The following is a 22,377-nucleotide window of genomic DNA, read 5'->3' on the forward strand; positions in this document are numbered from 1 at the left end:
ATGGGCGGTCAGGAAGGCCGCCCGGACTCTACTGCATGAATGGACGACAAGATGAGTGAAGGACAACTCGCCGCCCTCCTGATCTGGCTGGTACTGCTGGCCTTTAGCCTGCGCCGCTCCCTGTGGCAAACCCTCCATGACAACCCCCTCTATCAGCACCTGTTGCTGGGTAGTGCCATCGCGCTGGTGCCGCTCTGGTATCTAAGGGCCGGTCTGCACAAGGGGCTGGAGGTACATTTTCTCGGGCTCACCACCCTAACCCTGCTGCTGGGCTGGCGGCTGGCACTGCTCGCCCCCTGTCTGACCCTGCTGGTGCTCGGTTACTTCGGTGTCACCAATCTGGCCGACTTTGGCTGGCAGGCGCTGGTCGGCATTGCCCTGCCGGTAGCCAGCAGCTGGCTGCTGTTTCTGGCCAGCTGGGCCTGGCTGCCGCGCCATCTCTTTGTCTATATCTTCGTTGCCGCCTTTCTTGGCGGCGCCCTCGCCATCTCGGTCAAGGTGGCAGCCAGCGCCCTGCTGATGGGGATAAGCGGCAGCTACCCCTGGCATACCATCACGGCAGACTACCTCTCCATCTGGCCGCTGTTGCTCTTCCCCGAAGCGCTGCTCAACGGCATGGCGATGACGGTGCTGGCCATCTACCGCCCCCACTGGGTCAACACCTTCTTCGACCGCACCTATCTGGGCAAGTAATGCTCTCTTTCCCGATCTGCGCGCATAAAAAAAGGAGAGGCCATCGCCTCTCCTTTTGCTATTCCGAATTGTGGCAAATCCCGGCTTAGTGCAGCTTCAGGGTCGGACGCAGTACCCGGTTGATGCGACCTACCAGCATGATGAGGCCGGTCTTGACGTAGCCGTGCAGGGCGATCTGGTGCATCCGGTAGAGAGAGATGTAAACCAGACGGGCGATGTAACCCTCGACCATCATGGAGCCACGCATCAGGTTACCCATCAGGCTGCCCACGGTGGAGAAGCGGCTGAGGGACACCAGCGAACCGTGGTCGTGGTAGAGGTAGGGCTTCATCTCGCCGCCGTTCATCTTGGCCAGGATGTTCTTGAACGCCTGGCTGGCCATCTGGTGGGCAGACTGGGCGCGCGGCGGCACGAACTTGCCATCCGGCTGCGGGCAGGCTGCGCAGTCACCAATAACGAAGATGTTCTCATCACGGGTAGTCTGCAGGGTCTCTTTCACCACCAGCTGGTTGATGCGGTTGGTCTCAAGACCGGCGATATCCTTCATGAAGTCAGGTGCCTTGATACCGGCCGCCCACACCATCAGGTCAGCTTCAATCAGCTCGCCATCCTTGGTGTGCAGACCATCGCTGGTCGCTTCGGTGATCATGGTGGCGGTACGCACGTCCACACCCAGCTTGACCAGCTCCTGATGAGCGGCACCGCTGATGCGCTCCGGCAAAGCAGGCAGAATGCGCGGGCCCGCTTCCACCAGGGTCACCTTCAGGCTGTCGGTGGTGAGGTTCTTGAAGCCGTAGGCGTAGAGCTGCTCGACCGCGTTGTAGAGCTCGGCAGAGAGCTCGACGCCGGTTGCGCCGCCGCCGACGATGGCAATCTTCACCTTGTCGCCCGGCTTATATTCGGTGGCGAACTGCAGGAAGCGGTTCATCATGCTGTTGTGGAAACGGTGCGCCTGGGAGGGGCTATCGAGGAAAATACAGTTATCCTTGATGCCCTTGGTGTTGAAGTCGTTGGAGACAGAACCGATGGCCATCACCAGATAGTCGTAGGGCAGCTCGCGCTCGTTGACCACGATGTCGCCATTGTCGTCGTGGATCGGGGCCAGCACGATGCGTTTATCGTCACGCTTGATGTCGGTCAGGGTGCCGAGCTGGAAGTCGAAACCGTGGTTCTTGGCGTGAGACTGGTAGCTCAGAGCATCGATGCCCGCGTCCATAGAGCCGGTGGCCACTTCGTGCAGCAGGGGTTTCCACAGGTGGGTGCGGTTGCGATCGACCAGAGTGATCCTGGCCTTGTTCTTCTTGCCAAGCTTGCGACCCAGACTGGTGGCCAGCTCCAGGCCACCGGCGCCGCCGCCTACAACGACAATATTCATCATGATGATTTTCCTCGGTTCCTCAAAACGAAAGGGAGCCATTGGCTCCCTAAAACGAAATCGGTCGACGTGATGGATCAGGCTTCTTTGAAGGCCTTCATCCGCTGCAGATGATGCGAGATATTTTTGAACTTATGAGTCTCGCGCTCATCCCACACGATGTCGTAATAGTTCTTCAATTCACGTTCAGTGTCCCGATTATCGCGCACTTCATCCTGAACGGAAAGGATACACAGGCAGTTTCCTGAATTTTTCTTACGAAATTCAGTTACACACTTGGTGCCAATATCGTCATATTCTTCCGGCCGGTCGATCTTGCCCTGCATGTTCTCTTCAGGATGGAGGTTGGGGTTGAAGATCACCTGGCGAATGCCGCACAGAAAGCCGATCCGCTCGCTCCAGTAGCCACCAAGACCCACGCCGCAGATCAGCGGTTTGGGATCGGTACTCATATCGAGCTGTTTTTTCACTTCCTTGAGCAGATGGCTCATATCATGACGGGGGTGAACCGTGCTGTAGTGCACGAAACGCACATCATCATCAATAAACTGCAACTGCAGCACTTTCTCGTGATTGCCTGGGCTGGTGGCATCAAAGCCATGCAGATAGATGATCATGGATAAGACCTCAGGATCTGTGTCGGTTTTATCGAAACTACCCCAGCGGCGGCCATGCGCGCCACCAAAACATCCAACTTTCTTGCTTTGGATCACGCCCCCGCCCCCGATTGCGCCCAGCAGCCCGCGAGCGCCGTCACATGAAGACGGGCGCATTGCGAGCAACGTTATGGTGCCCGGCTATCAAAGTGAGATCGCCAGACCAATAATGATAAACCCCTTACCAATCTGAGATGCCCTCAGCTCCTTCCCCTGCCAGCAGCCGGACACTTATCTGGCCGGTATGTGACTCATTTCGCAAAAACAAGGCGTTATCGCCAAACGTTTTCTCTCGTGAGTGGCGTTGTGCATGTTTTGTGCACTGACCCGTGCTGCACCGGATCCCTCTCACTACTGCCGAGGGATCTGGCACCTCTGTCAATACACGAGATCAATGACCGGGAAAGCTGCGGCTTTCACTATCTTGCCTGCAGCAGTTGCGCGGGCTTCAAGGAGTGATCTGTTCATGAACGAGACCAATCCCCCCTCCCCCCGACCGGGTGCGCGCAAGCGCCCGGTGGATGAAGTGGAGCGCATGCTCCCCATGGGCCAACTCTTTACCCTCGGCCTGCAACATGTGCTGGTGATGTACGCCGGCGCCGTGGCGGTGCCGCTGGTGATTGGCGGCAGTCTGGGGCTGCCCAAGGATCAAATCTCCTACCTTATCAGTTCGGATCTCTTCTGCTGCGGCATCGTCACCCTGCTGCAATGTGTCGGGATTGGCCGCTTTGCCGGGATCCGGCTGCCGGTCATCATGTCGGTCACCTTTGCCGCCGTGATGCCGATGCTGGCCATCGGAGCCAACCCGGATCTGGGGCTGACGGGCATCTTCGGCGCCACCATTGCAGCCGGTATCATCTCGACCCTGCTGGTGCCGCTGATAGGTAGGTTGATGCCGCTCTTCCCCACCGTAGTGACCGGAGTGGTTATCACCTCCATCGGGATCAGCATTATGCAGGTGGGGATCGACTGGATGGCGGGGGGCAAGGGTAATCCGGAATATGGCAGCCTGCGCTATATCGGCACCAGCTTCCTGGTGCTCGTCTTTATCCTGTTGGTGACCCGCTTCACCAAGGGCTTTTTCAGCAATATCTCGGTGCTGCTCGGGATCATCTTCGGTTTCGTGGTGGCCATCGCCATGGGCGAAGTGAGCCTCGATGGCCTCGGCGAGGCAGCCTGGTTTGCCCCCATAGTGCCCTTCGCCTTCGGCTGGCCCACCTTCGATCCCATCTCCATCGCCACCCTGACGGTGATCATGCTCATCACCTTTATCGAATCCATGGGGATGTTTCTGGCCCTTGGCGACATCGTCGGCCATCCGGCCAGGCGCGGTGATATCGTGCGCGGGCTGCGGGTGGATGGCATCGGCACCATTATTGGTGGGATATTCAACAGCTTCCCCCACACCTCCTTCTCCCAGAATATCGGTCTGGTGAGCGTGACCGGAGTATCTAGTCGCTGGGTCTGTGTGATGTCGGGGGGGATACTGCTCGCCTTTGGCCTCATCCCCAAGATGTCGGTGCTAGTCGCCTCCATCCCGCCCTTCGTACTGGGGGGCGCCGGTATCGTCATGTTCGGTATGGTGCTGGCAACCGGGATCCGCATCCTGGCGCGCACCGATTACAACAGCAACCGCCACAACCTCTATATCGTCGCCATCAGTCTCGGAATTGGCATGATCCCGACGGTCTCCGGGAATTTTTTCCAGCAGCTTCCGGCGCAGCTACAACCGCTTTTTCATAGCGGTATCCTGCTGGCCACCATCAGTTCGGTGCTGCTCAACCTCTTCTTCAACGGCTATCAGCCGGATCTGACTCACCAGACCCGCCCCCTGTTCGTTGGCCCCATCAAACCGCAACAAAAGCAGGCATAACAAACAGGCCTCCGGACAGCGAGACTGTCCGGAGGCCTGTTGTTCATATCACCGCAGACCCAATCAGGCAGGCAACTGCGCGAAGCGCTCAACCGCATGCGCTACCTGTGCCAGACTCCCCTGCCAGAAGGCGGCCTCACGGATATCCTGCCCCAAATGCTTGGCTACCAGATCTTCGGCGCTCATCCGGCCGGTATCGCGCAACAAGGCGCGATAGGCTTCGGCAATGCCCTCTTCCCCCGCCGCCTTGCGGCTCATCAACTGCTGATAGACCCCGAGGCTGAACAGATAACCGAACAGATAGGGATAGTTGTAAAAGCCCAGCCCGGCGATGGAGAAGTGCGCCTTGGCCGCCCAGAACATGGGGTGATAGCGGGTCAGGCTCCCCTCATACCAGCGTCCCCACGCCTCGTCGGTCAACGCTTTGAGTCGCTCTGCGGATACATAACCCTGCGCCCGCTCGGCCACCAAGGCCTGCTCGAAATCGAAGCGAGCCGGGATATTGACCAGGAAGGTGGCCGCACCGTCGGCTTCGGCCCAGGCGATCGCCAACTGCTCTTCGGGACTTTCTGCCTGCTCGAACAGGGCGCAGCGCACCAGAGTCTCGGCAAAGATGGAGGCCGTTTCGGCCAGCGTCATGGGATAGCTGCGCTGGCTCATCGGCAGATCGCGAATGACCCAGTTGTGCCAGGCGTGGCCCAGCTCATGGGCCAGAGTGATGACGTTATCCATGGTGCCGGCATAGGTGACGAAGACCCGCGGTTCGACCGGTTCTGCAAACTTGGTGCAGTAGGCGCCGGTGCGGCGATTTGGCGTGGGCGCCGCATCAATCCACCCCTTCTCGGCCATCATGCGGGCAAACGCCCCCATCTCGGGATCGAAACGGCTAAAGGCATCGGCAATCAACTCGATCGCCTCATCAAAAGGAATGTCGCGGCTGCTGGAAGCAGGCGGCGGCGCAAAGAGATCCTCCGGCCCCAGATCGTCGAGACCAAGGCGCTCGGCCATCAGCTCTAGGGCGCGCTGGCCCAACCCACGGGCTCGCCAGGTTTCGCTCATCAGGGCATCGAGGGTGGCACGCTCGATATGGCTCTGGTGGCAGGAGAGATCCAGCGCATCGAGCAACCGGGTGTTGCCACGCTGGCGGGCCAGCTCCAGCCGCCAGCCGTTGAGGGCATTGAGGATGGCGGCCACCGTCTCCTGCTCTCCCTCCCAGCCAGCACTGATGGCATCAAAGGCTTCTAAACGCAGCGCACGTATCGGGCTGGAGAGCAGATTGCTCGCCTCGGCCAGCCCCATCTCGCGGCCATCAATGGTCAAGCGGATCTTGCCCACCAGATCGTTATAGAGGTTGCCCCAGGCGTGCAGACCATCGGTGCCCAGACCAATCACCAGCTGCTCCGCCGCCACCGGCAAGCGCTGATCCTGCAAACGACGCTCATGGCCCAAGCGGTACGCCTCCTCGCCGAGCAGCGGATCACTCATCAGCGCGGCAAATTCAACTTCCGGCAGCGCCAGCATCAGATCTTCCACCGGCGCCAGGGTCTTGAACAGATCGGCATTAAGGGCGCGGGCACGGGACGCCAGCTGTTTGGCCTGCGGATCCCGCGCATCCTGACTGCCGCGGCACGCGGCCAGAATGGCGACGTTCCAGCCGATATGGCGAATATCACGGGCGCGCAGCCGCACTTCCCGCAAGAAATCCAGCAGCGCTGCGTCATCGCCGCGCACCCCGTCCAGACCTGCCATATAACTGGCCAGATCTTCCAGCGCGTGGCGGGCAGCGCGCATGTCCGCTTCCAGCTCGGTGCTGTCGAGGCCCGGGTAGATATGGTCGTTATTCCACTGTTGTTGATACATAACTTCTCGCAAAGGCCTTTATCGGGAGGCACAACAGACCTGCGGGCAGCAAGTCCGACACCGGGCAACCCGACGGCCAAAAAATGAAGAGAGGAAAAAAGATAAAATGGCCCGCAAGCTCGCTTATCCCTTGGCCGGGGCAAGACGGCTCACCAGCGTCATCACAGCAACCAGCAGCAGACCCGCCACCACACCGGCCACGGCGTTGAGCAAGGTCGGCGTCACCGCCGCCAGTACGGCCCCTACAGTGGGCAGAGTGGCGACAACGGCGGCGGCACCTTCAATCAGGTGATGGGCAAAAGGCCAGCCATGCACCAGAATGCCGCCGCCCACCATAAACATGGCGATCGTCCCTACCAGCGCCAGCAGATGCATCAGCTTGGGCGCCGTACTCAGCAGTCCCTGCCCCACCGCGCGGCGCAGGGCGCTGCCATCAGGTTTTTGCAGCAAATGCAGGCCGATGTCATCGAGCTTGACGATCAGCCCCACCAGCCCGTAGACCCCAATGGTCATCAGCAGGGCGATGCCCGCCACTACCGAGAGCTGCAGCGCGAGGCTTGCTCCCTGTACCGTGCCAAGGGCGATGACGATGATCTCGGCAGAGAGAATAAAATCGGTGCGGATCGCCCCCTTCACCTTCTGCTGCTCAAACGCCACCAGATCATCAGGAATAGGAGCAGTGGATGCCTCACCTTCACTCGCCTCATGGGGCAGGAACTTGTGGGCCAGCTTCTCGGCCCCCTCAAAGCAGAGGTAGGCACCTCCCAGCATCAAGAGCGGCGTGATAAGCCAGGGCACCAGCGCACTGATGGCGATGGCGGCGGGCACCAGAATCAGCTTGTTGCGAAATGAGCCCTTGGCCACCGCCCACACCACCGGCAGCTCCCGATCGGCACGCACTCCGGAAACCTGCTCCGCGTTGAGGGCCAGATCATCCCCCAACACCCCGGCGGTCTTCTTCGCCGCCATCTTGGTCATCAGTGCCACGTCATCAAGCACGCTGGCGATATCATCGAGCAGGGCCAACAAACTGGTTCCAGCCATATCAAAGATCCCTTATATCAGTGAGAAACGTCTTCCCGAAAAATGTCTCGCGCTTGTTCACCACGACCTTGGTCATCAGCGCCACGTCATCAAGCACGCTGGCGATATCATCGAGCAGGGCCAACAAACTGGTTCCGGCCATATCAGAGATTCCTTATATCAGTGAGAACAACCCCGGGAGAGAGGTGTACGTCCCGATAACCACCGGGGTCAAGAGGGCCACCTCATGGCGATGGCAGGCCATCATCGGCCGAGCCAAGAATCCGGCGCTCGCCATCGGGGGGTTACGTCTTTCGGGCAAAAGATGGCACAGTGTAACGAGAAGCTGCCGTTTCGGCAGCACCCCTGAGCCATTTGTTCCTGGTTCCCTCTGAATCACATCAAGGAGTTCCCATGCCACCCTGGCAACCTCTGATCGATTTCTGGTTTGGCGACGAAGCCGATGACGTCCTGCGGGCCACACGGCAAGCCCCGCTCTGGTGGGGCAAAAGCAGCGAAACGGATGCCCTGCTGGCCAGCCGCTTTGGCGAGCTGGCAGAGGCCGCAGCCAAGGGCAGTCTCGCCCACTGGGCCGATCTCCCCAGCGGTCGGCTGGCGCTGATCCTGCTGCTCGACCAGTTGCCCCGCAATATCCATCGCGGCACGCCTGCAGCCTTTGCCCGGGATCCGCTGGCACGGGATCTCTGCCTGAAAGGGCTGTCCATCGGGGCGGACAAATCCCTCTCACCACTGGAGCGGGTCTTCTTCTATCTGCCGCTGGAGCATGCCGAATCCCGGGAGCAGCAGGCCAGAAGTGTGGCGCTGTTCGAGGCACTGGCTGCCGAGCAAGCTGGCACACCGGCGCAGGCGACCTTTGCCGGATTTGCCGACTTTGCCCGCCGCCATCAGGTGATCATCGAACGCTTTGGCCGCTTCCCCCACCGCAACGACATTCTGGGTCGCACCAGCACACCGGAAGAGGCGACATTTTTGCAGCAACCGGGCTCGGGCTTCTAAGCAGGCCATATAAAAAATCCCCGCCAGCTAGCTGGCGGGGATAGCAGATGGATAACAACTCTCGGCGTTACTGAATGCGATAGCGGGATATCTGCTGGTGGATGCTCTCGGTGGTGACATTGAGCTCCTCGGCTGCGGCTGAGGTCTCCTCCGCTGTGCTGCTGGTTTGCTGCACGACCTGAGCAATCTGCTCTACCTGGTGAGCGATCGACTCGGCGGCCGAACTCTGCTCGCGGATGGCATTGGTGATCTCGCCCACCTGCTCCATCACCCGGTGCGACGCACTGCGGATCTCGGCAATAATGGCGCCACTCTCGGTAGCCATGTTGACCCCCTGGCTCACCTTCTCCTCCACCAGATGCATGCGGGAGACCGTATTGTTCGACTCCTGCTGGATCGCCTCTACAGTGGCAGATATCTCCTGAGTGGATTGGGCTGTGCGCTCAGCCAGTTTGCGCACTTCATCTGCCACCACCGCAAAGCCACGGCCGGACTCCCCGGCCCTCGCCGCCTCAATGGCCGCGTTCAAGGCCAGCAAGTTGGTCTGCCCCGCCACATCACGGATCACGTTGACCACACCGCCAATGCGCGAAATGCCCTCACCCAGCGCAATGACCTCGGCCGAGGCCTGCCGAATGGAGTCGGCGATCTCGTTGATGGCATGAACGGTACGATCTATGGTTCTGCTTCCTTCGCTAGCCAGCTGCCCCGACTCATTGGTGATACGGCTCGTCTCCTGAGTACGCTGGGAGATATCTGTGATGCTGACCGTCATCTCTTCCACACCGGCGGCTATCAGACTGGTGGCATCATTGGCCTGATTAGCCGAGCTGGCCAGGTGCTGCGCTGCCTGAGAGAGGGATTCGGCAGTGCTCTTGATCTGCAAGCTGCCGACGGAAAATTCGGTAAATGTCTGTTGCAGCGTATCGAGCAATCGGTTGACCGCATTGAGGGTCAGACCAATCTCATCCTGCTGTTTCACATCCGCTCTGAGGGTAAAGTTGAGGTCGCGCTGGATCCGGGTCAGGGTATCCATGGCGGTGCGAAGGGGATTGGCCACCTGATTGAACAACCAGACAAACAGCCCCATCGTCAGCACGGTGGCACCACCGGCGATAAACAACAGGGTTTGCAGGCTGTTGTCATAATTCTCCTGGCCCTGCTTCTTGAGCGCCAGTCCCAAATCCATATTGAAGTTGACATGAAGCTCGATTGCCTTGGCAAACTGCTGGAACACTCTGGTGGCTTCTCCCGCCAACATGTCCCTGGCTTCATCGTTCTTGTTTTGTCTGGAGAGCTGCAGAACCTTGTCTATCTCCTGATAATATTGCGCAATAAGGCGCTGATCATCGTCGGTCAGGCGGCGATCTTCGTCATTGGAGAGCATCTCGGCCTTATATTTGTCCAACAACGAATTAATCTGTTTGCGTTTATCGGCAATGTCCGTCTCTATCTGCTGCATCTTGTCATTGTCGGTGTTGAGGATATGGCTCTGCACCCGTGAGTGCAGCTCATAGAAGACCGCCTGCACCTCCTTGATCAATGAAATACTGGGCACCGTATTGTCCGTCACATAGCTCAAGTCTCGATTGCCAGCCCCAAGGCGATTAATACTGAACCAACTGAGAAAAATGAGCGTCAGCATCACCAGCAGCGCTATCAGTTGCAGTCGACGAGCAATGTTCATAACCGTACACTCCAGATGGAAACTATCTAGCAGTGTAGACGAGCCATAAACAACAACGGCCCGCATTGGCGGGCCGTTGTTGTTTATTTTTCATAGCGTTGTGATCAGGCCTTGGCTGGCTCACTCTCACCCAGCGCGACGGTGTCACCCAAGCTGTCTTCGGTCTTGGCAACCACGCTGGCGGCGATGGCGTTGCCCAGCACGTTGGTGGCAGAGCGGCCCATATCGAGGAAATGGTCGATCCCCAGCAGCAGCAGGATGCCAGCTTCCGGAATATGGAACTGGTTCAGGGTCGCGGCAATCACCACCAGAGAGGCACGCGGTACCCCGGCCATCCCCTTGGAGGTGACCATCAGCAGCAGCAGCATGGTGATCTGCTGGGCCATGGAGAGCTCGATTCCATACGCTTGGGCAATGAACATCACCGCGAAGGTGCAGTACATCATGGAGCCGTCGAGGTTGAAGGAGTAACCCATCGGCAGCACGAAGCTGGCAATGCGCTTGTCACAACCGAACTTCTCCAGACGATCCAGGGTCTTCGGATAGGCGGCTTCAGAGCTGGCGGTCGAGAAGGCGAGCAGGATGGGTTCGCGGATCATCGCCAGCAGCTTGATGACACGACCACGCAGGAAGACGCTGCCCATGGCGATCAGCAGCAGCCAGAGGCAGGCCAGCGCGATGTAGAACTGGGCCATAAAGCTGCCGTAGGTAACCAGAATACCCAGCCCCTCTTTGGCCACCATGGCGGCGATGGCGCCAAATACCGCGAACGGCGCAAAGTTCATCACGTAACCGGTCACTTTCAGCATGATCTCGGCAGCGCTGGCCATCAGCACCACCACCGGCTTGGCCAGATCGCCGAGCGCAGCGGCGGCCAGACCGAAGAAGAGTGAGAAGACCACGATCTGCAGGATCTCGTTGGTGGCCATTGCCTCTACCACGCTTTTGGGGATGGCGTGGGTCACGAAATCTTTCAGGGTAATGGCACCGGCAGCAATGCCCGAGCTGGCGGTGTCATTGGGCAGGGAGAGCGAAAGCCCCACACCCGGCTGCATCAGGGTCACCATCACCAGACCCAGGCTCAGGGACATCAGGGAGGCCAGCATAAACCAGCCGAGGGTCTTGGCACCGATACGCCCCACGGTGCGGGTGTCGCCCATCTTGGCGATACCGACCACCAGGGTGGTGAAGACCAGGGGAGCGATGATCATCTTGATCAGTCGCAGGAAGATATCGGTCAGGATCGTGATGTTATTGGCAAAATCCGCAGCCTGATCTGCGGCAAACATGCGATAGCCCTGGCCGGTGAGGATGCCAAACATCATGGAGATGAGGATGGCGACCGTCAGTTTATTCATTTTCATGGGGGAGTCCCGGTTTTGATTGGTGCAAGCCGTAAACAGTGGCGTGGGAGCCACTACAGTCCGTTTTTGTGATCCGAGCCGTTGATTCCTGGCGGCTGGTATGCTGGGAGAATGCCTAAAAGCAGGGGGTAAATCTAGAGGCTTTATCCAGAATTTTATCCCGCCATTAGGTGTATGTGATATGGATCTTGCAAACCACCAATATTAATCACTGTTTATTTTGATTTCGGCGAGATAATTTGCATTCAGAGTTCGCTCATCGAGTGCCCGTGGCAACAGGCGAAAAGTGAGCAGCGCCGAGATGGTATGCTGCACCTGCATCTGGGCCATAAAGAGATCCGGTTCATCCTCGTCAAAGCCGAAGATCGGCCGTGATGGGGTCACCCTGACGGCATCACGGTTAATGGTCAGCTCATCGACCTTGAGCCAAGAGTAACCCTCTGCCAGTGCCAGCTCCCCTGCCCGCTTGAGCACATATTTGCGGGCGGTCTCCCTGTCCACCAGATCGTTGCCGACAAACTCCAGTTGCCACTTGTCCGGGCCAAGCCGGGTCTGGGAGAAACCGGTCTGGCCGTTCCAGAATGACTTTTCACTCTCGTAAGGGGTGGCGCAGCCCACCAGCAGCAGGGTGAGCATCAGCAGACAACAGGGTTTAGATACGGATGCAGACACGAGAGGCCTCGCCAGGCAAATGAGCAACAGAGTTGTTACTACACCATAAAGCGCGGTGGCAGCACAATCTGCTCACGCCAGCAGCGACCAGCGTGCATCACCACTGGCTTCACGCCTGTGCGGCGAATCGCAGGCAAAAGAAAAGGCCTTGTCGTTTGACAAGGCCTTTACCGGGGAATTTGGTCGGTGTGAGAGGATTCGAACCTCCGACCCTCTACACCCCATGCAGATGCGCTACCTGGCTGCGCTACACACCGACGGAGTCAGCTCGGCTGACGGGGGCAGAGTTTATGGAGATGACCCCGCCCTGTCAACAGGGAAACGCCGCCAATTCCTAAGCAACGGTGCGTTCGCCTGCTTTGCGAACAATCAGCGGTTAAAGGTCAGCCGCTTGCCCAGGATCTGGTCAGTCACCTGCCCGTTTTGCCAGGCGATCTGGCCGTTCACCAGCGTCATCTCCACCGTGCTGTGGAAGCGGTAGCCGTTGAAGGGCGACCAGCCACAGTGGTAGAGGATGTTGTCATCGTTGACCACATAAGGCTTGCCCAGATCCAGCAGCACCAGATCGGCGAAGTAGCCCTCGCGGATATAACCGCGATCCTGCACCTGGAAGCGCTCGGCCACCGCATGGGAGGTCTTCTTGACGATAGTCTCCAGGGTAAACACGCCGTTGTGGTAGAGCTCCAGCAGCGCCTGCAAAGAGTGCTGCACCAGCGGTACGCCGGACGGCGCCTTGAAGTAGCTGTTCTGCTTCTCCTCCCAGGTGTGGGGGGCATGGTCGGTGGCGATGATGTCGAGCACATCGTTGCGTACCGCATCCAGCAGTGCCTGCTGGTCGGCGGCACTCTTCACCGCAGGGTTGCACTTGATCAGGCTGCCCTGGGTCTCGTAATCGGCATCATTGAAGAAGAGGTGGTGCACACACACCTCGGCGGTAATGTTCTTGTCCTTCAGCTCGCTCAGGTCATGGCTGGCGGTAAAGAGCGACAGCTCCTTGGCCGAGGTCAGATGCAGCACGTGCAGCTTGGCACCGTATTTTTTCGCCAGCGCCACCGCCATGCTGGAGGATTTATAGCACGCCTCGTCACTGCGAATGCGGCCGTGCTCGCCCATCGGCACATTCTCGCCCCACTTGGCCCGCGCCGCCTCTTCCGCCTTGGCGATGGTCGGGGTGTCTTCGCAGTGGGTCACGATCATCACCGGACTTTCGCGGAAGATGGCCGCCAGGGTCTCCTGATTGTCCACCAGCATGTTGCCGGTCGAGGAGCCCATAAACACCTTGACCCCGCAGGACTGCTTGGGGTCGAGACGCTTGATCTCTTCGAGGTTGTCGTTGGTGGCGCCGAGATAGAAGCTGTAGTTGGCGACGGAGGAGTTGGCGGCGATCTGGTATTTGGCTTCGAGGGCGTCGAGGGTGGTGGTCTGGGGATTGACGTTGGGCATTTCCATGAAACTGGTGGTGCCACCGGCGACGGCGGCGCGGGATTCGCTGGCGATAGTCCCCTTGTGGGTCAATCCCGGCTCCCGGAAGTGGACCTGATCATCGATCATTCCGGGGATGAGATGGCGACCTGCGGCATCGATAACCAGCGCATCGGGCGCCTCGATATCCGGGGCGATGCGGGCAATCCGTTCCCCCTCGATCAACACATCGGAGGCATAGATACGGCCTTCGTTGACCAGGGTGGCATTCTTGATAAGCAGTTTGTTCATGGGGGGTTCCAGTTCCTTTGCCGATAATCGCGGGTCATAATAGCGCAAAACTGCCCTTTCTCTGTAGCAAGGCCTGACTGATGAAGTTATTTGTAAGAGATTTGACCGTGATCGACTCCAGCTACCTCTGCGAACGCCGCGGCATGGTGGGCGAGAGCTGGCTGGTAGATATCGAAATGAGCGGTGAGCTCAACGAAATGAGCATGCTGCTGGACTTTGGCCGGGTAAAGAAGCTGATCAAATCGATCATCGATGAAGAGGTGGACCACAAGCTGCTGGTGCCGACCGAGTGCCCGCTGATCCACGTCGAGACACTGGATGGTGACGAAAGCACAGTGGATCTGCTGCGCCCGGGTCGCTCCATCCATCTGCGCTGCCCATCCCAGGGCTTTGCCTTTATCCCTGCCCCGCAAGTTGATAAAGAGTCGGTGACCCGCTACCTGCTGGCGGTGCTGGCCAAACGGCTGCCGGGCAATATCAAGGATCTCTCCCTGACCCTGCGTCAGGAGGCGATCACCGGTGCCTTCTACCACTACAGCCACGGCCTGAAAAAGCACGATGGCAACTGCCAGCGCATCGCCCACGGCCACCGCTCCCCCATCGAGATCCACGTCGATGGTGAGCGCGACCAGGAGCTTGAGTTCAACTGGGCCGAACGCTGGGGCGATATCTACCTCGGCACCGAAGAGGACAAGGTGGCACTGACCGAGCTCACCTTGAGCCCCCGCGCCAATGCCCAGCTTGGCGAGCATCACACCGGCTTCAAATATATGGCGCCCCAGGGGCTGTTCCAGCTGGCCATCCCCACCGCCGAGGTAGAGATGATCGACACCGACACCACGGTCGAGCTGCTGGCCTGCTACATCGCCCGCGAAGTGAAGAAGATGGTGGGCGACAAGTTCGTCAAGATTGTCGCTTATGAAGGGGTCGGCAAGGGCGCCATCGCCTACGCGTAATTCCTGCGTTGACTACCGCAATAACAAGGCCCCGCATCTGCGGGGCCTTGTTGTTTCAACTCTCGACCATCAGGCGCTGAGGCGGAAGCGCTTGACCAGGCTCTCCTGCTGCTCGGCAAGGGAGTCCAGCTGCTGGCTGGTCTCGGCTACCCGCTCAATCCCCTGATAGTTGAGATCCGAGATATCGGAGATGCGGTTGAGGTTGGTGGCAATGTCGGCGCTGGTGGCCTGCTGCTGCTCAGCGGCAGAGGCGATCTGGCTCGACATGTCGCTGATCAGCACCACAATCCCCTGCACCTCCTCCATGGCGTTGTTGGCGTGGGAGCTCTGTTCGACGCAACTGTCCATCTCGCGGGAGCACTCCTGCATCACGGTTACCGCCTTGGCGACCCCCTGCTGCAGGTTCTCGATCATGGTCTGGATCTCGCTGGTGGACTGGGCGGTGCGGCCCGCCAGACTGCGCACCTCATCCGCCACCACCGCAAATCCGCGCCCCTGCTCGCCGGCCCGCGCCGCTTCGATGGCGGCGTTGAGGGCCAGCAGATTGGTCTGCTCGGCGATGCCGCGAATGACATCGAGGATATTGCCGATCTGGCTGCTCATGGCGCTCACATCACCAATCACCTTGCCGGTCTGTTGCAGTTTGCCCGCCAGTTGATGAGTGGTGGTGATATTGCCTGCCATCACCTTGCGTCCCATCTCGGAGGCCTTCTCCACATCCTGCACCCGCTCCAGTGTCTGGTTGGCAGCCTGCGCCACCTCCCGCACCGAGGCCTCCATCTGGGTCATTGCGGCGGCGACCGAGGCGGTCTCCTGCCGCTGTTTCTCCAGATCCGCCCGCACCGATTCGGTGGTGCGACGGTTGCCGTGGGCGGCATCGTTAAGCTGGGCCGATGCTTGTGAAAGCTGCGCCAGTACCTCCCCCATCTGGGCGATCAGCAGGTTGATCTGGCTGCCCAGCTGACCAAATTCATTCTTGCTCTGAAAACCGATGCGCTGGGTCATGTCGCCCTGGGTTACTTCGGTCAGCACCCGCAGCAACTCCCTGAGCGGACGGCGAATGGCCTTGCCCAGGGTATAAGCCACCAGCATGGCAATCATGATGGCGACTACGATGCTGGCTCCCTGAGTCAGGGTGCTCTGGCTCTGTGCGGCTTTAGCATGCTGAATGCTCTGGTTCATCAGTTGCTGGCTCTGATCGGTGATCCGCTCAAGCCGATCCTGAATTGCCACGATGAGCGCACTCGCCTGCTTGCTCTTCTCCCGCATCTGCTCCTGCTGTTGCATCAGCGCCAGATACTGGGCCAGGACACCTTCATTACCGGTCGTATCGCGCACGAAACCGTGGACGTAGTGACCCATGTTGTTGTCGAAATCCTTGAGCTCACCCTGCAGATCCTTGATGGTGCTGTTGAACCCCTCCATCTGCATCCTGTTGCGCTTGAGCGCGGCTTCAATGGGGGCCGGAATGCTCTGATTGAGAGCATCCATGGTGGAGAGTTCGATAGCGGAGAGCTTGGTGGTCAGGGTCTCGGAGAGCATCTTGATGAAGCTGTCGTCGATGGTGATCATCATGTCCCCCAGACTCTTCTTGAACTGGGGCAAGCTGACCTGAAACTGCCCCTTGGCCAGATTGACCTTGTGCAATCGGGTGAGCAGCGCCTCGTGTTCGCCCGGCAGGGTATCGGTCAGTTGCAGGTAGCTGTCGACCTGCTGGCTGAGCGTGCTCATCTCCCCTTGCAGCTCGGGGTGGTGGGCGACCTGCTGGCGCAAGGCATCGAGGCTCTTGCCTACCGCGGCCTTGGCCTGTTTCAGTTCGGCCACTTCGGCAGGCAGCAGTTTGGGGTCCTGCTCGGTGAGCACATCCCCCAGCCACTTGTTGGCACTAAGCAGGGTGATCTGGGTCTGGCTGCTGGCAATCACCAGCGGCATAGACTGCCGGGTCACCTGTTCCAGCGCTCCCCCCAGGGTATTCTGACTACGAAATGTGAGTAGTGAACTGGCCACCATCACGGCCACCAGGATCGCGAAGCCAAGGTAGACTCGCTGCAAGATGGAGAGATCCGACATTGTTTGTTTCATTATTGTCCCGCTGTATATGCAAAAGTCCCTTGCCTGAGTACCCCGTCCTTTTGATACCCTGCAGACCCCTGAACAGGCGCTGCAGATGACGTCCCTCTGGCTATCGGTATTCTTAACAATAACTGAAGGGAATGGGACATCAGCTGTGTCAAATCTCGGCTTGTGTCACACTTGACGCGCTGCTCGCCTTCTTTCGGGAGCCGCTTGGGATGCAAGTTCAATTTTCTTTTTCATATAAGGGAGTTAGCCATGGCGCAAGAAACCATTTTCAGCAAAATCATCCGTAAAGAGATCCCTGCCGACATCCTTTATCAAGACGATCTGGTCACCGCATTCCGGGATATCCAGCCCAAGGCCAAGACCCATATCCTGATCATCCCGAATGTGCTGATCCCCACCGTCAATGACGTGGAAGCCGAACATGAACTGGCCCTTGGCCGGATGTTCACCGTGGCCCGCAAGCTGGCAAGCGATGCGGGCATCGCCGAAGATGGCTACCGCCTCATCATGAACTGCAACCGCCACGGTGGGCAGGAGGTCTACCACATCCACCTGCATCTGGTCGGCGGCGAGCCGTTGGGCCCCCTGCTCAGCCTGTGATACTCCCGAGCATTCGACTGGCCGGCCTGATGCTGGCCAGTTTCCTGCTGGGAGGCTGCGCCTCCCACTGGCAGGATATGTTTGTCTCCTACTCCGACCAGATGGTGCCCTTGCGCAACCAGCTGCTGCTGGGCCATGCCGCCGAGGCGCTGCCCGAAGTGCGCGACTCCACCCTCGGCGATGACACCTTTGTCCTCGATCGCCTTGAACAGGGGCGTATCGCCTGGCTGGCGGGGCAAGATGCGGACAGCAAGCAGGCGTTCACCGCCGCCGACAGCCGCCTTCAGTGGGAAGACAATCAGGCCGAATACCGGCTGAGCCACGGTCTGGATCAGGTGGGCAGCCTGCTTACCAACGACCAGTCGATGGCCTATCTCACCCCCGATTACGAACGCACCATGCTGCACCACTATCTGGCCCTCAACTACCTGCAACGGGGAGATGCCGATGGCGCCTTGGTGGAGGTACGCCGGGCCAATCAGGTGCAGGAGCAGGCCCTGAAACGGCGAGCCGATGAGGTACGCAAAGCGAAGGATGAGAGCGAAGAGGCCGAAGCAGAAGGCGAGATACGCCAGCTGATGTCGCGCGGCGCACCGGATCTCGACCGGTTGATCGGCAAGGTCAAGAACGGTTTTCAGAACGCCTACACCTTCTACTTTTCCGCCGTGCTCTATGAGGCGGCCGGGGATCTCAACGATGCCTGGGTCGACTATCAGCGCGGCTACCAGATAGCGCCAGACAACCGCAGCCTGCAAGATGCCTTGTTGCGTCTGGCGCGGCTACGTGGCTCACCGGACGAGATCCGCGAGACCGAGAAAAAGATAGGCCGCAAAGCGCCGCCGCTTGCAAAAGATCAAGGCCAACTGGTGGTGCTGTTTGAAGATGGTTTGATCCCGGCACGGCGAGAACTGTTCCTGCCGCTCCCCATTTCCACCTCCCGCGGCGATTTTCGCACCTTTACCGTCGCCATCCCCTATTACGATAATCGGGCCAGCGACACCGGCCCGCTGACGGTGGAAGTCGGCAAGCGGGCCTGGCAGACCAGCGAGCTGGTCAGGCTGGAAGCGCTGGCCGCCAAAGATCTGCAAGAGCGGCTGCCCGGCATGCTGACCCGCCAGGCGCTGCGACTGGTGGCCAAGGAGCAGATGCGCCGCACCGCCGCCAAAGAGGGAGGGGATGTGGGCAATATTCTGGTGGGGATCTTCAACACCCTCTCCGAGCGGGCCGATACCCGCAGCTGGCTGACGCTGCCAGCTCAGGCATCGAGCTGGCAGGGAATGGTGCCAGCAAGTGACATCAACCTCACCCTGAGCGCGGGGGCGGCGCAGCGGCAATTGCCGCTCACCATCCACAAGGGACGCACCACCCTGGTCTGGGTACAGCGCCTCGGCGCCGGCCTGACCACCCGGGTGATGCCGCTCTGAGCAAGCGGCAAAGAGAGATGAGCAAGACGATTAACCGGGCAGCCCCAGTGCTACCCCACTCACTCCAATTAAGGAGAGCAAGATGAAAGCATACGGGTTGGCCCTCGGGCTCGCGCTGCTGCTGACCGGCTGCGCCACCAACACCTCCGGCGTGGCGCTCTATGGCCCGGCGGGCGGTGCACCCACGCTGGAGCAGCATCAAAACGTCAACGTCACCCTGACCGAGCTGAGCCGCCGCCAGCAAAATGGCCTGCTGCAGGTCAATGTGGCCGCCGCCAGCACCCAGCGCGGCGATAACAAGCTGCAATATATCTTCTATTGGTATGATGAGGCCGGTCAGGAGGTCGCCAGCGATGGCCGCGGCTGGACCCCCATCAAGCTGCATGGCTATCAGACCCGCACCCTATCGGCCCTGGCGCCCAGCCCCGCGGCGCAGGGTTACCGGATTTACGTACGCGAAGTGATTGAGGAATCCTACTGATGAAAATGAATCATGCCCTGCTGATCCTGACCGGCGCGCTGCTGCTGGGCGGCTGCTCCAGCACCACCGTCAGCTATGGCGATCCCACTGAAACCGAAACCGTCACCGTCGATTACGGCTCAAGCGATCTGCAGGCCATCGCCGACAAGATGGCGGACTCCATGCTCGCCTCCCCTGCCACCAGCGAGATCACCGCAGGCGGTCGTCCGGTGATGTTTATGGACTCCATCCGCAACAAGACCTCCGAGCACATCGATACCGAAGCCATCACCGATACCATCCGCACCAAGCTGCTGCGGGCCGGCAAGTTCCGCTTCGTCGACATGAGCAAGGTGGCCGCCGTCAAGCAGCAGCTCGAATACCAGCAGAGCAGCGGCATGGTGGATCCTGCCTCCATGGTGCGGCTTGGCAAACAGACCGGTGCCCGCTACATGGTCTATGGCAACCTCGCCAGCATCGTCAAGGACAATGGCAAGGTGAAGGATGTCTACTACCAGATGACCATGAACCTGATGGATCTGCAAAACGGCGAACTGCTGTGGGCCGATCAGAAAGAGATCCGCAAACAGGCGAAGAAATCCACCTTTGGCTGGTAACAGGCTCCCGGTGACAGGCAACTGTGATCCGCTACTGGCCAGCCTGCCCGCCCCCTGGCGGGAGGGGCAGCTGGAACCACTCGGGTTAGGCCTGACCAACTGCAACTATCGACTGCGCCTCCCCTCGGGGCGCAGTTACTTTTTGCGTCAGGGCCACTCCGACCCGGTGCGCCTTGGTATCGACCGTCCCACCGAGTGGCAGCTTTATCAGGGGGCGATAGCCGAAGGACTAGCGCTGCCTTGCCACTATGGCGATCCCGCCAGCGGTCTGATGCTGCTCGAATGGTGCGATGAGCCAAACTGGGTGCACGCGGCGCCACCGGCAGTCGATCAGCCCCGTCTGCTAGCTGAGGTGCTGCGCAAGCTCCATCGCCTGCCGCTACCTGCGGTGGTGATGGCGGTGCGAGCCCACGCGGCGGGCTATCGCGCCCGACTGGCACACATCCCCTCCTGGCTGCCCGCCCTGGAGCGGAGCTTGCTCGTCAGCAGTGAGCCAAATGATTGCTGGCGCCCTTGCCACCATGATCTCAATCCGGCTAACTTGTTGGGAAGCAAACCCTGGGTCATCGACTGGGAGTATGGCGCGGCAGGTCACCCCGGCTTTGAGCTCGCCAGCATCCAGCGCACCCATGAGTGGCCCGCCGAGCGGCGCGACGAGCTGGAAGCGCACTATCTGCAGGCCGTGCCGCGCCACCAGTGGCCCGATTTTCAGAGCGAGGCATTTTTACCCTGGGTCGACTATATCGGCCTGCTCTGGGCCCTGCTGATGGCAGAGCAACAGCCCTCACTCGACTATGACACCCTGATCGCCATCAACCGGCAACGACTGGAGTAACAGATGATAAACAAGGTGCGCTGGCACAAGCCGAAAACCTGGGGTCTGCTGCTGATCGGCCTGCTGCTGACCGGCTGCTCCACCCGAGTGATCTACTACTGGCTCGATACCGCCATCATCTGGCAGCTGGATGACTACTTTGCCCTCTCCTATTCGCAGAAGGATCTGCTCAGCCGCGAAGTGAAGGGGCTGATGGCCTGGCATCGCCAGCACGAGCTGCCGCGCTACGCCAAGGATCTCGACGCGCTGGCCAAGGCAGTGGCCAGCCCCATGACGCCGGAGCAGATCTCGACCAATCTCGATGCGGTGCAGCAGAGCCTGACCCGCACGCTGGAAAACACTATCCCCCGCGCGGTCAGGCTGGCGCGCACCCTGACCGACGAGCAGGTGGCCCGCTTCATGACCGATCGGGTCAAGCGGCAACAGGAGCGGCAAAAGGACTTTGCCACTGAGCCCAGAGAGCAGATGCTGGCAGAGTTTCGCGACAAGATGAACAAGCGGCTCGAGTTCTGGATTGGCGAGGTGAAACCGGCACAGGCGCCACTGGTGGCCCAGTGGGCCGAATGGCAATACGAGCTGATGCCCCCCTGGCTCGAGTTTCAGGAGTCCTGGACCCAGGAGCTGGACAGGCTGATGAAGCAGCGCCAGAGTCCCGACTTTACCCGCGAGCTGACCAACCTGCTGGCCGAGGGGGATGGGCTGATGGATGGCCGCTTTACCGGCTATACCGAACAGTCGCGCCAGCGTACCGTCAACTGGCTGAGCGCCATGAGCCAGTCGCTGGATATCTCCCAGCGGGCCCATCTCTACTCCCTGCTTAAGGGTTATGCCCGCGACTTCAAGCAGATGAGCGGCAGCTGACGAGCGGCACCGAATGGTGCCATGCTCCCGGGGCAACCTTGTTCAAACCGGGCGCTTATGGTAGTTTGCCCTTTCTATTTATCGGGAATTAACTTTTTGCGCCTTATCGACAAAGTAAAACTGGTGCTGGTAACTCTGGTTATTGCCTTCACCCTGCTTTGTTCCATCGCCCGAATGGAAGGCCCGCTGCTACCCGCATCTCCCCAGAGTGAACAGCAGCAGACTCAGGTGTTCAATCAGCTCAGCGACAGCGATGATGGCATCATCAAGTTTGTCGGCAGCCATCAGAATCACCTGCTGCGTCTCGAACAATCCCTGCGCAGTGACAACCAGCCCAAGAGTGTGGTCTACGAGCTGATCCAGAGCTGGTCGGCCCAGGCCATCCTGCTGTTACTGCTCGGCTGGCTGATGCTGGCCCCCGAGCTCTATCACAAACAGAGTTTTCGCGATCGCTTCGGTGCGATGCATCGGCGCCATCTACAGCGCCAACATCTGCAATACCGCTTCACCCAGAGCTATCTGAACGCCTGACCCCGGAGGGGCTGACACATCCACTGTTTGCTCATCTCCTCTTCCTGACGGATCCGGCAACTGCCTGATCCGCATCTG

21 protein-coding genes and 1 tRNA gene are annotated in these 22,377 nt (G+C 59.7%); 11 read left to right on the plus strand and 11 right to left on the minus strand.

Annotated features, from left to right (window positions below; genetic code table 11):
* Nucleotides 1-51 precede the first annotated feature (51 nt).
* On the plus strand, nucleotides 52-693 hold the full coding sequence (locus G5253_RS01625; RefSeq protein WP_266133820.1) for an energy-coupling factor ABC transporter permease: 642 nt from the start codon (nucleotides 52-54) through the stop codon (nucleotides 691-693).
* Nucleotides 694-778: 85 nt separating this feature from the next.
* On the opposite strand, the gene G5253_RS01630 is transcribed toward G5253_RS01625, so the two are convergent.
* Nucleotides 779-2,071 carry an NAD(P)/FAD-dependent oxidoreductase gene (locus G5253_RS01630; protein ID WP_266133819.1) on the minus strand — a complete coding sequence of 431 codons (1,293 nt, stop codon included), beginning with the start codon at nucleotides 2,069-2,071 and terminating at the stop codon, nucleotides 779-781.
* Nucleotides 2,072-2,145: 74 nt separating this feature from the next.
* A complete protein-coding gene (gene ycfP, locus G5253_RS01635; RefSeq protein WP_005334000.1) occupies nucleotides 2,146-2,685 on the minus strand; it encodes an alpha/beta hydrolase YcfP in 540 nt (179 codons plus the stop codon).
* 505 nt (nucleotides 2,686-3,190) lie between these two features.
* Between ycfP and G5253_RS01640 the strand changes: the two genes are divergently transcribed.
* On the plus strand, nucleotides 3,191-4,597 hold the full coding sequence (locus G5253_RS01640; protein WP_069527695.1) for a nucleobase:cation symporter-2 family protein: 1,407 nt from the start codon (nucleotides 3,191-3,193) through the stop codon (nucleotides 4,595-4,597).
* Between the two features lie 63 nt (nucleotides 4,598-4,660).
* Here the strand turns inward: G5253_RS01640 and G5253_RS01645 are convergent, their stop codons facing one another.
* The 3 genes from G5253_RS01645 to G5253_RS01655 all read right to left on the minus strand — a co-directional run bounded on the left by G5253_RS01645 (nucleotide 4,661) and on the right by G5253_RS01655 (nucleotide 7,643).
* Nucleotides 4,661-6,457 carry a M3 family oligoendopeptidase gene (locus tag G5253_RS01645; protein ID WP_421202610.1) on the minus strand — a complete coding sequence of 599 codons (1,797 nt, stop codon included), beginning with the start codon at nucleotides 6,455-6,457 and terminating at the stop codon, nucleotides 4,661-4,663.
* Nucleotides 6,458-6,580: 123 nt separating this feature from the next.
* Entirely contained in the window at nucleotides 6,581-7,501 is a 921-nt protein-coding gene (locus G5253_RS01650; RefSeq protein ID WP_421202611.1) for a DUF808 domain-containing protein, read from the minus strand.
* A gap of 1 nt (nucleotide 7,502) precedes the next feature.
* On the minus strand, nucleotides 7,503-7,643 hold the full coding sequence (locus tag G5253_RS01655) for a hypothetical protein (protein ID WP_021231002.1): 141 nt from the start codon (nucleotides 7,641-7,643) through the stop codon (nucleotides 7,503-7,505).
* 251 nt (nucleotides 7,644-7,894) lie between these two features.
* Here G5253_RS01655 and G5253_RS01660 point away from each other — a divergent pair, with 251 nt between their 5' ends.
* Nucleotides 7,895-8,497, plus strand: a complete 603-nt coding sequence (locus tag G5253_RS01660) for a DUF924 family protein (RefSeq protein ID WP_266133817.1) — start codon at nucleotides 7,895-7,897, stop codon at nucleotides 8,495-8,497.
* A 67-nt stretch (nucleotides 8,498-8,564) separates the two neighbouring features.
* Here the strand turns inward: G5253_RS01660 and G5253_RS01665 are convergent, their stop codons facing one another.
* From G5253_RS01665 to G5253_RS01685, 5 genes are all read right to left on the minus strand, one after another.
* Entirely contained in the window at nucleotides 8,565-10,184 is a 1,620-nt protein-coding gene (locus G5253_RS01665) for a methyl-accepting chemotaxis protein (protein WP_421202612.1), read from the minus strand.
* Nucleotides 10,185-10,288: 104 nt separating this feature from the next.
* Complete coding sequence (locus G5253_RS01670; RefSeq protein WP_421202613.1) at nucleotides 10,289-11,548, minus strand: dicarboxylate/amino acid:cation symporter; 1,260 nt, start codon at nucleotides 11,546-11,548, stop codon at nucleotides 10,289-10,291.
* Nucleotides 11,549-11,752: 204 nt separating this feature from the next.
* Complete coding sequence (locus G5253_RS01675) at nucleotides 11,753-12,184, minus strand: CC0125/CC1285 family lipoprotein (protein ID WP_421202624.1); 432 nt, start codon at nucleotides 12,182-12,184, stop codon at nucleotides 11,753-11,755.
* A 216-nt stretch (nucleotides 12,185-12,400) separates the two neighbouring features.
* A tRNA-Pro gene (locus G5253_RS01680) sits at nucleotides 12,401-12,477 on the minus strand.
* 112 nt (nucleotides 12,478-12,589) lie between these two features.
* Complete coding sequence (locus G5253_RS01685) at nucleotides 12,590-13,933, minus strand: dihydroorotase (RefSeq protein ID WP_042053202.1); 1,344 nt, start codon at nucleotides 13,931-13,933, stop codon at nucleotides 12,590-12,592.
* An 80-nt stretch (nucleotides 13,934-14,013) separates the two neighbouring features.
* On the opposite strand from G5253_RS01685, the gene G5253_RS01690 reads away from it, so the two are divergent.
* Nucleotides 14,014-14,889, plus strand: a complete 876-nt coding sequence (locus tag G5253_RS01690) for a 6-pyruvoyl trahydropterin synthase family protein (protein ID WP_421202614.1) — start codon at nucleotides 14,014-14,016, stop codon at nucleotides 14,887-14,889.
* A 69-nt stretch (nucleotides 14,890-14,958) separates the two neighbouring features.
* On the opposite strand, the gene G5253_RS01695 is transcribed toward G5253_RS01690, so the two are convergent.
* Nucleotides 14,959-16,971, minus strand: a complete 2,013-nt coding sequence (locus G5253_RS01695; RefSeq protein ID WP_421202615.1) for a methyl-accepting chemotaxis protein — start codon at nucleotides 16,969-16,971, stop codon at nucleotides 14,959-14,961.
* Between the two features lie 249 nt (nucleotides 16,972-17,220).
* Between G5253_RS01695 and hinT the strand changes: the two genes are divergently transcribed.
* The 7 genes from hinT (at nucleotide 17,221) to G5253_RS01730 (ending at nucleotide 22,299) form a co-directional block, all read left to right on the plus strand.
* Nucleotides 17,221-17,571 carry a purine nucleoside phosphoramidase gene (hinT, locus tag G5253_RS01700; protein ID WP_266133813.1) on the plus strand — a complete coding sequence of 117 codons (351 nt, stop codon included), beginning with the start codon at nucleotides 17,221-17,223 and terminating at the stop codon, nucleotides 17,569-17,571.
* 29 nt (nucleotides 17,572-17,600) lie between these two features.
* Nucleotides 17,601-18,995, plus strand: coding sequence for a COG3014 family protein (locus G5253_RS01705; protein WP_421173163.1), 1,395 nt, complete (start codon nucleotides 17,601-17,603; stop codon nucleotides 18,993-18,995).
* Nucleotides 18,996-19,077: 82 nt separating this feature from the next.
* Nucleotides 19,078-19,476 (plus strand): YcfL family protein, encoded by a 399-nt coding sequence (locus G5253_RS01710; protein WP_005334038.1) that lies wholly within the window; start codon nucleotides 19,078-19,080, stop codon nucleotides 19,474-19,476.
* A complete protein-coding gene (lpoB, locus tag G5253_RS01715; RefSeq protein ID WP_005302153.1) occupies nucleotides 19,476-20,072 on the plus strand; it encodes a penicillin-binding protein activator LpoB in 597 nt (198 codons plus the stop codon). The genes G5253_RS01710 and lpoB overlap by 1 nt, the downstream gene beginning before the upstream one ends.
* Before the next feature lie 10 nt (nucleotides 20,073-20,082).
* Nucleotides 20,083-20,907, plus strand: a complete 825-nt coding sequence (locus tag G5253_RS01720) for a phosphotransferase (RefSeq protein ID WP_254204278.1) — start codon at nucleotides 20,083-20,085, stop codon at nucleotides 20,905-20,907.
* A 3-nt stretch (nucleotides 20,908-20,910) separates the two neighbouring features.
* Complete coding sequence (locus G5253_RS01725; protein ID WP_236354174.1) at nucleotides 20,911-21,768, plus strand: DUF6279 family lipoprotein; 858 nt, start codon at nucleotides 20,911-20,913, stop codon at nucleotides 21,766-21,768.
* A gap of 96 nt (nucleotides 21,769-21,864) precedes the next feature.
* Entirely contained in the window at nucleotides 21,865-22,299 is a 435-nt protein-coding gene (locus G5253_RS01730) for a hypothetical protein (RefSeq protein ID WP_421202616.1), read from the plus strand.
* Nucleotides 22,300-22,377: the final 78 nt, after the last annotated feature.

Source organism: Aeromonas sp. 602658 (genome assembly GCF_049173005.1).
Classification (GTDB): Bacteria; Pseudomonadota; Gammaproteobacteria; order Enterobacterales; family Aeromonadaceae; genus Aeromonas; species Aeromonas veronii_A.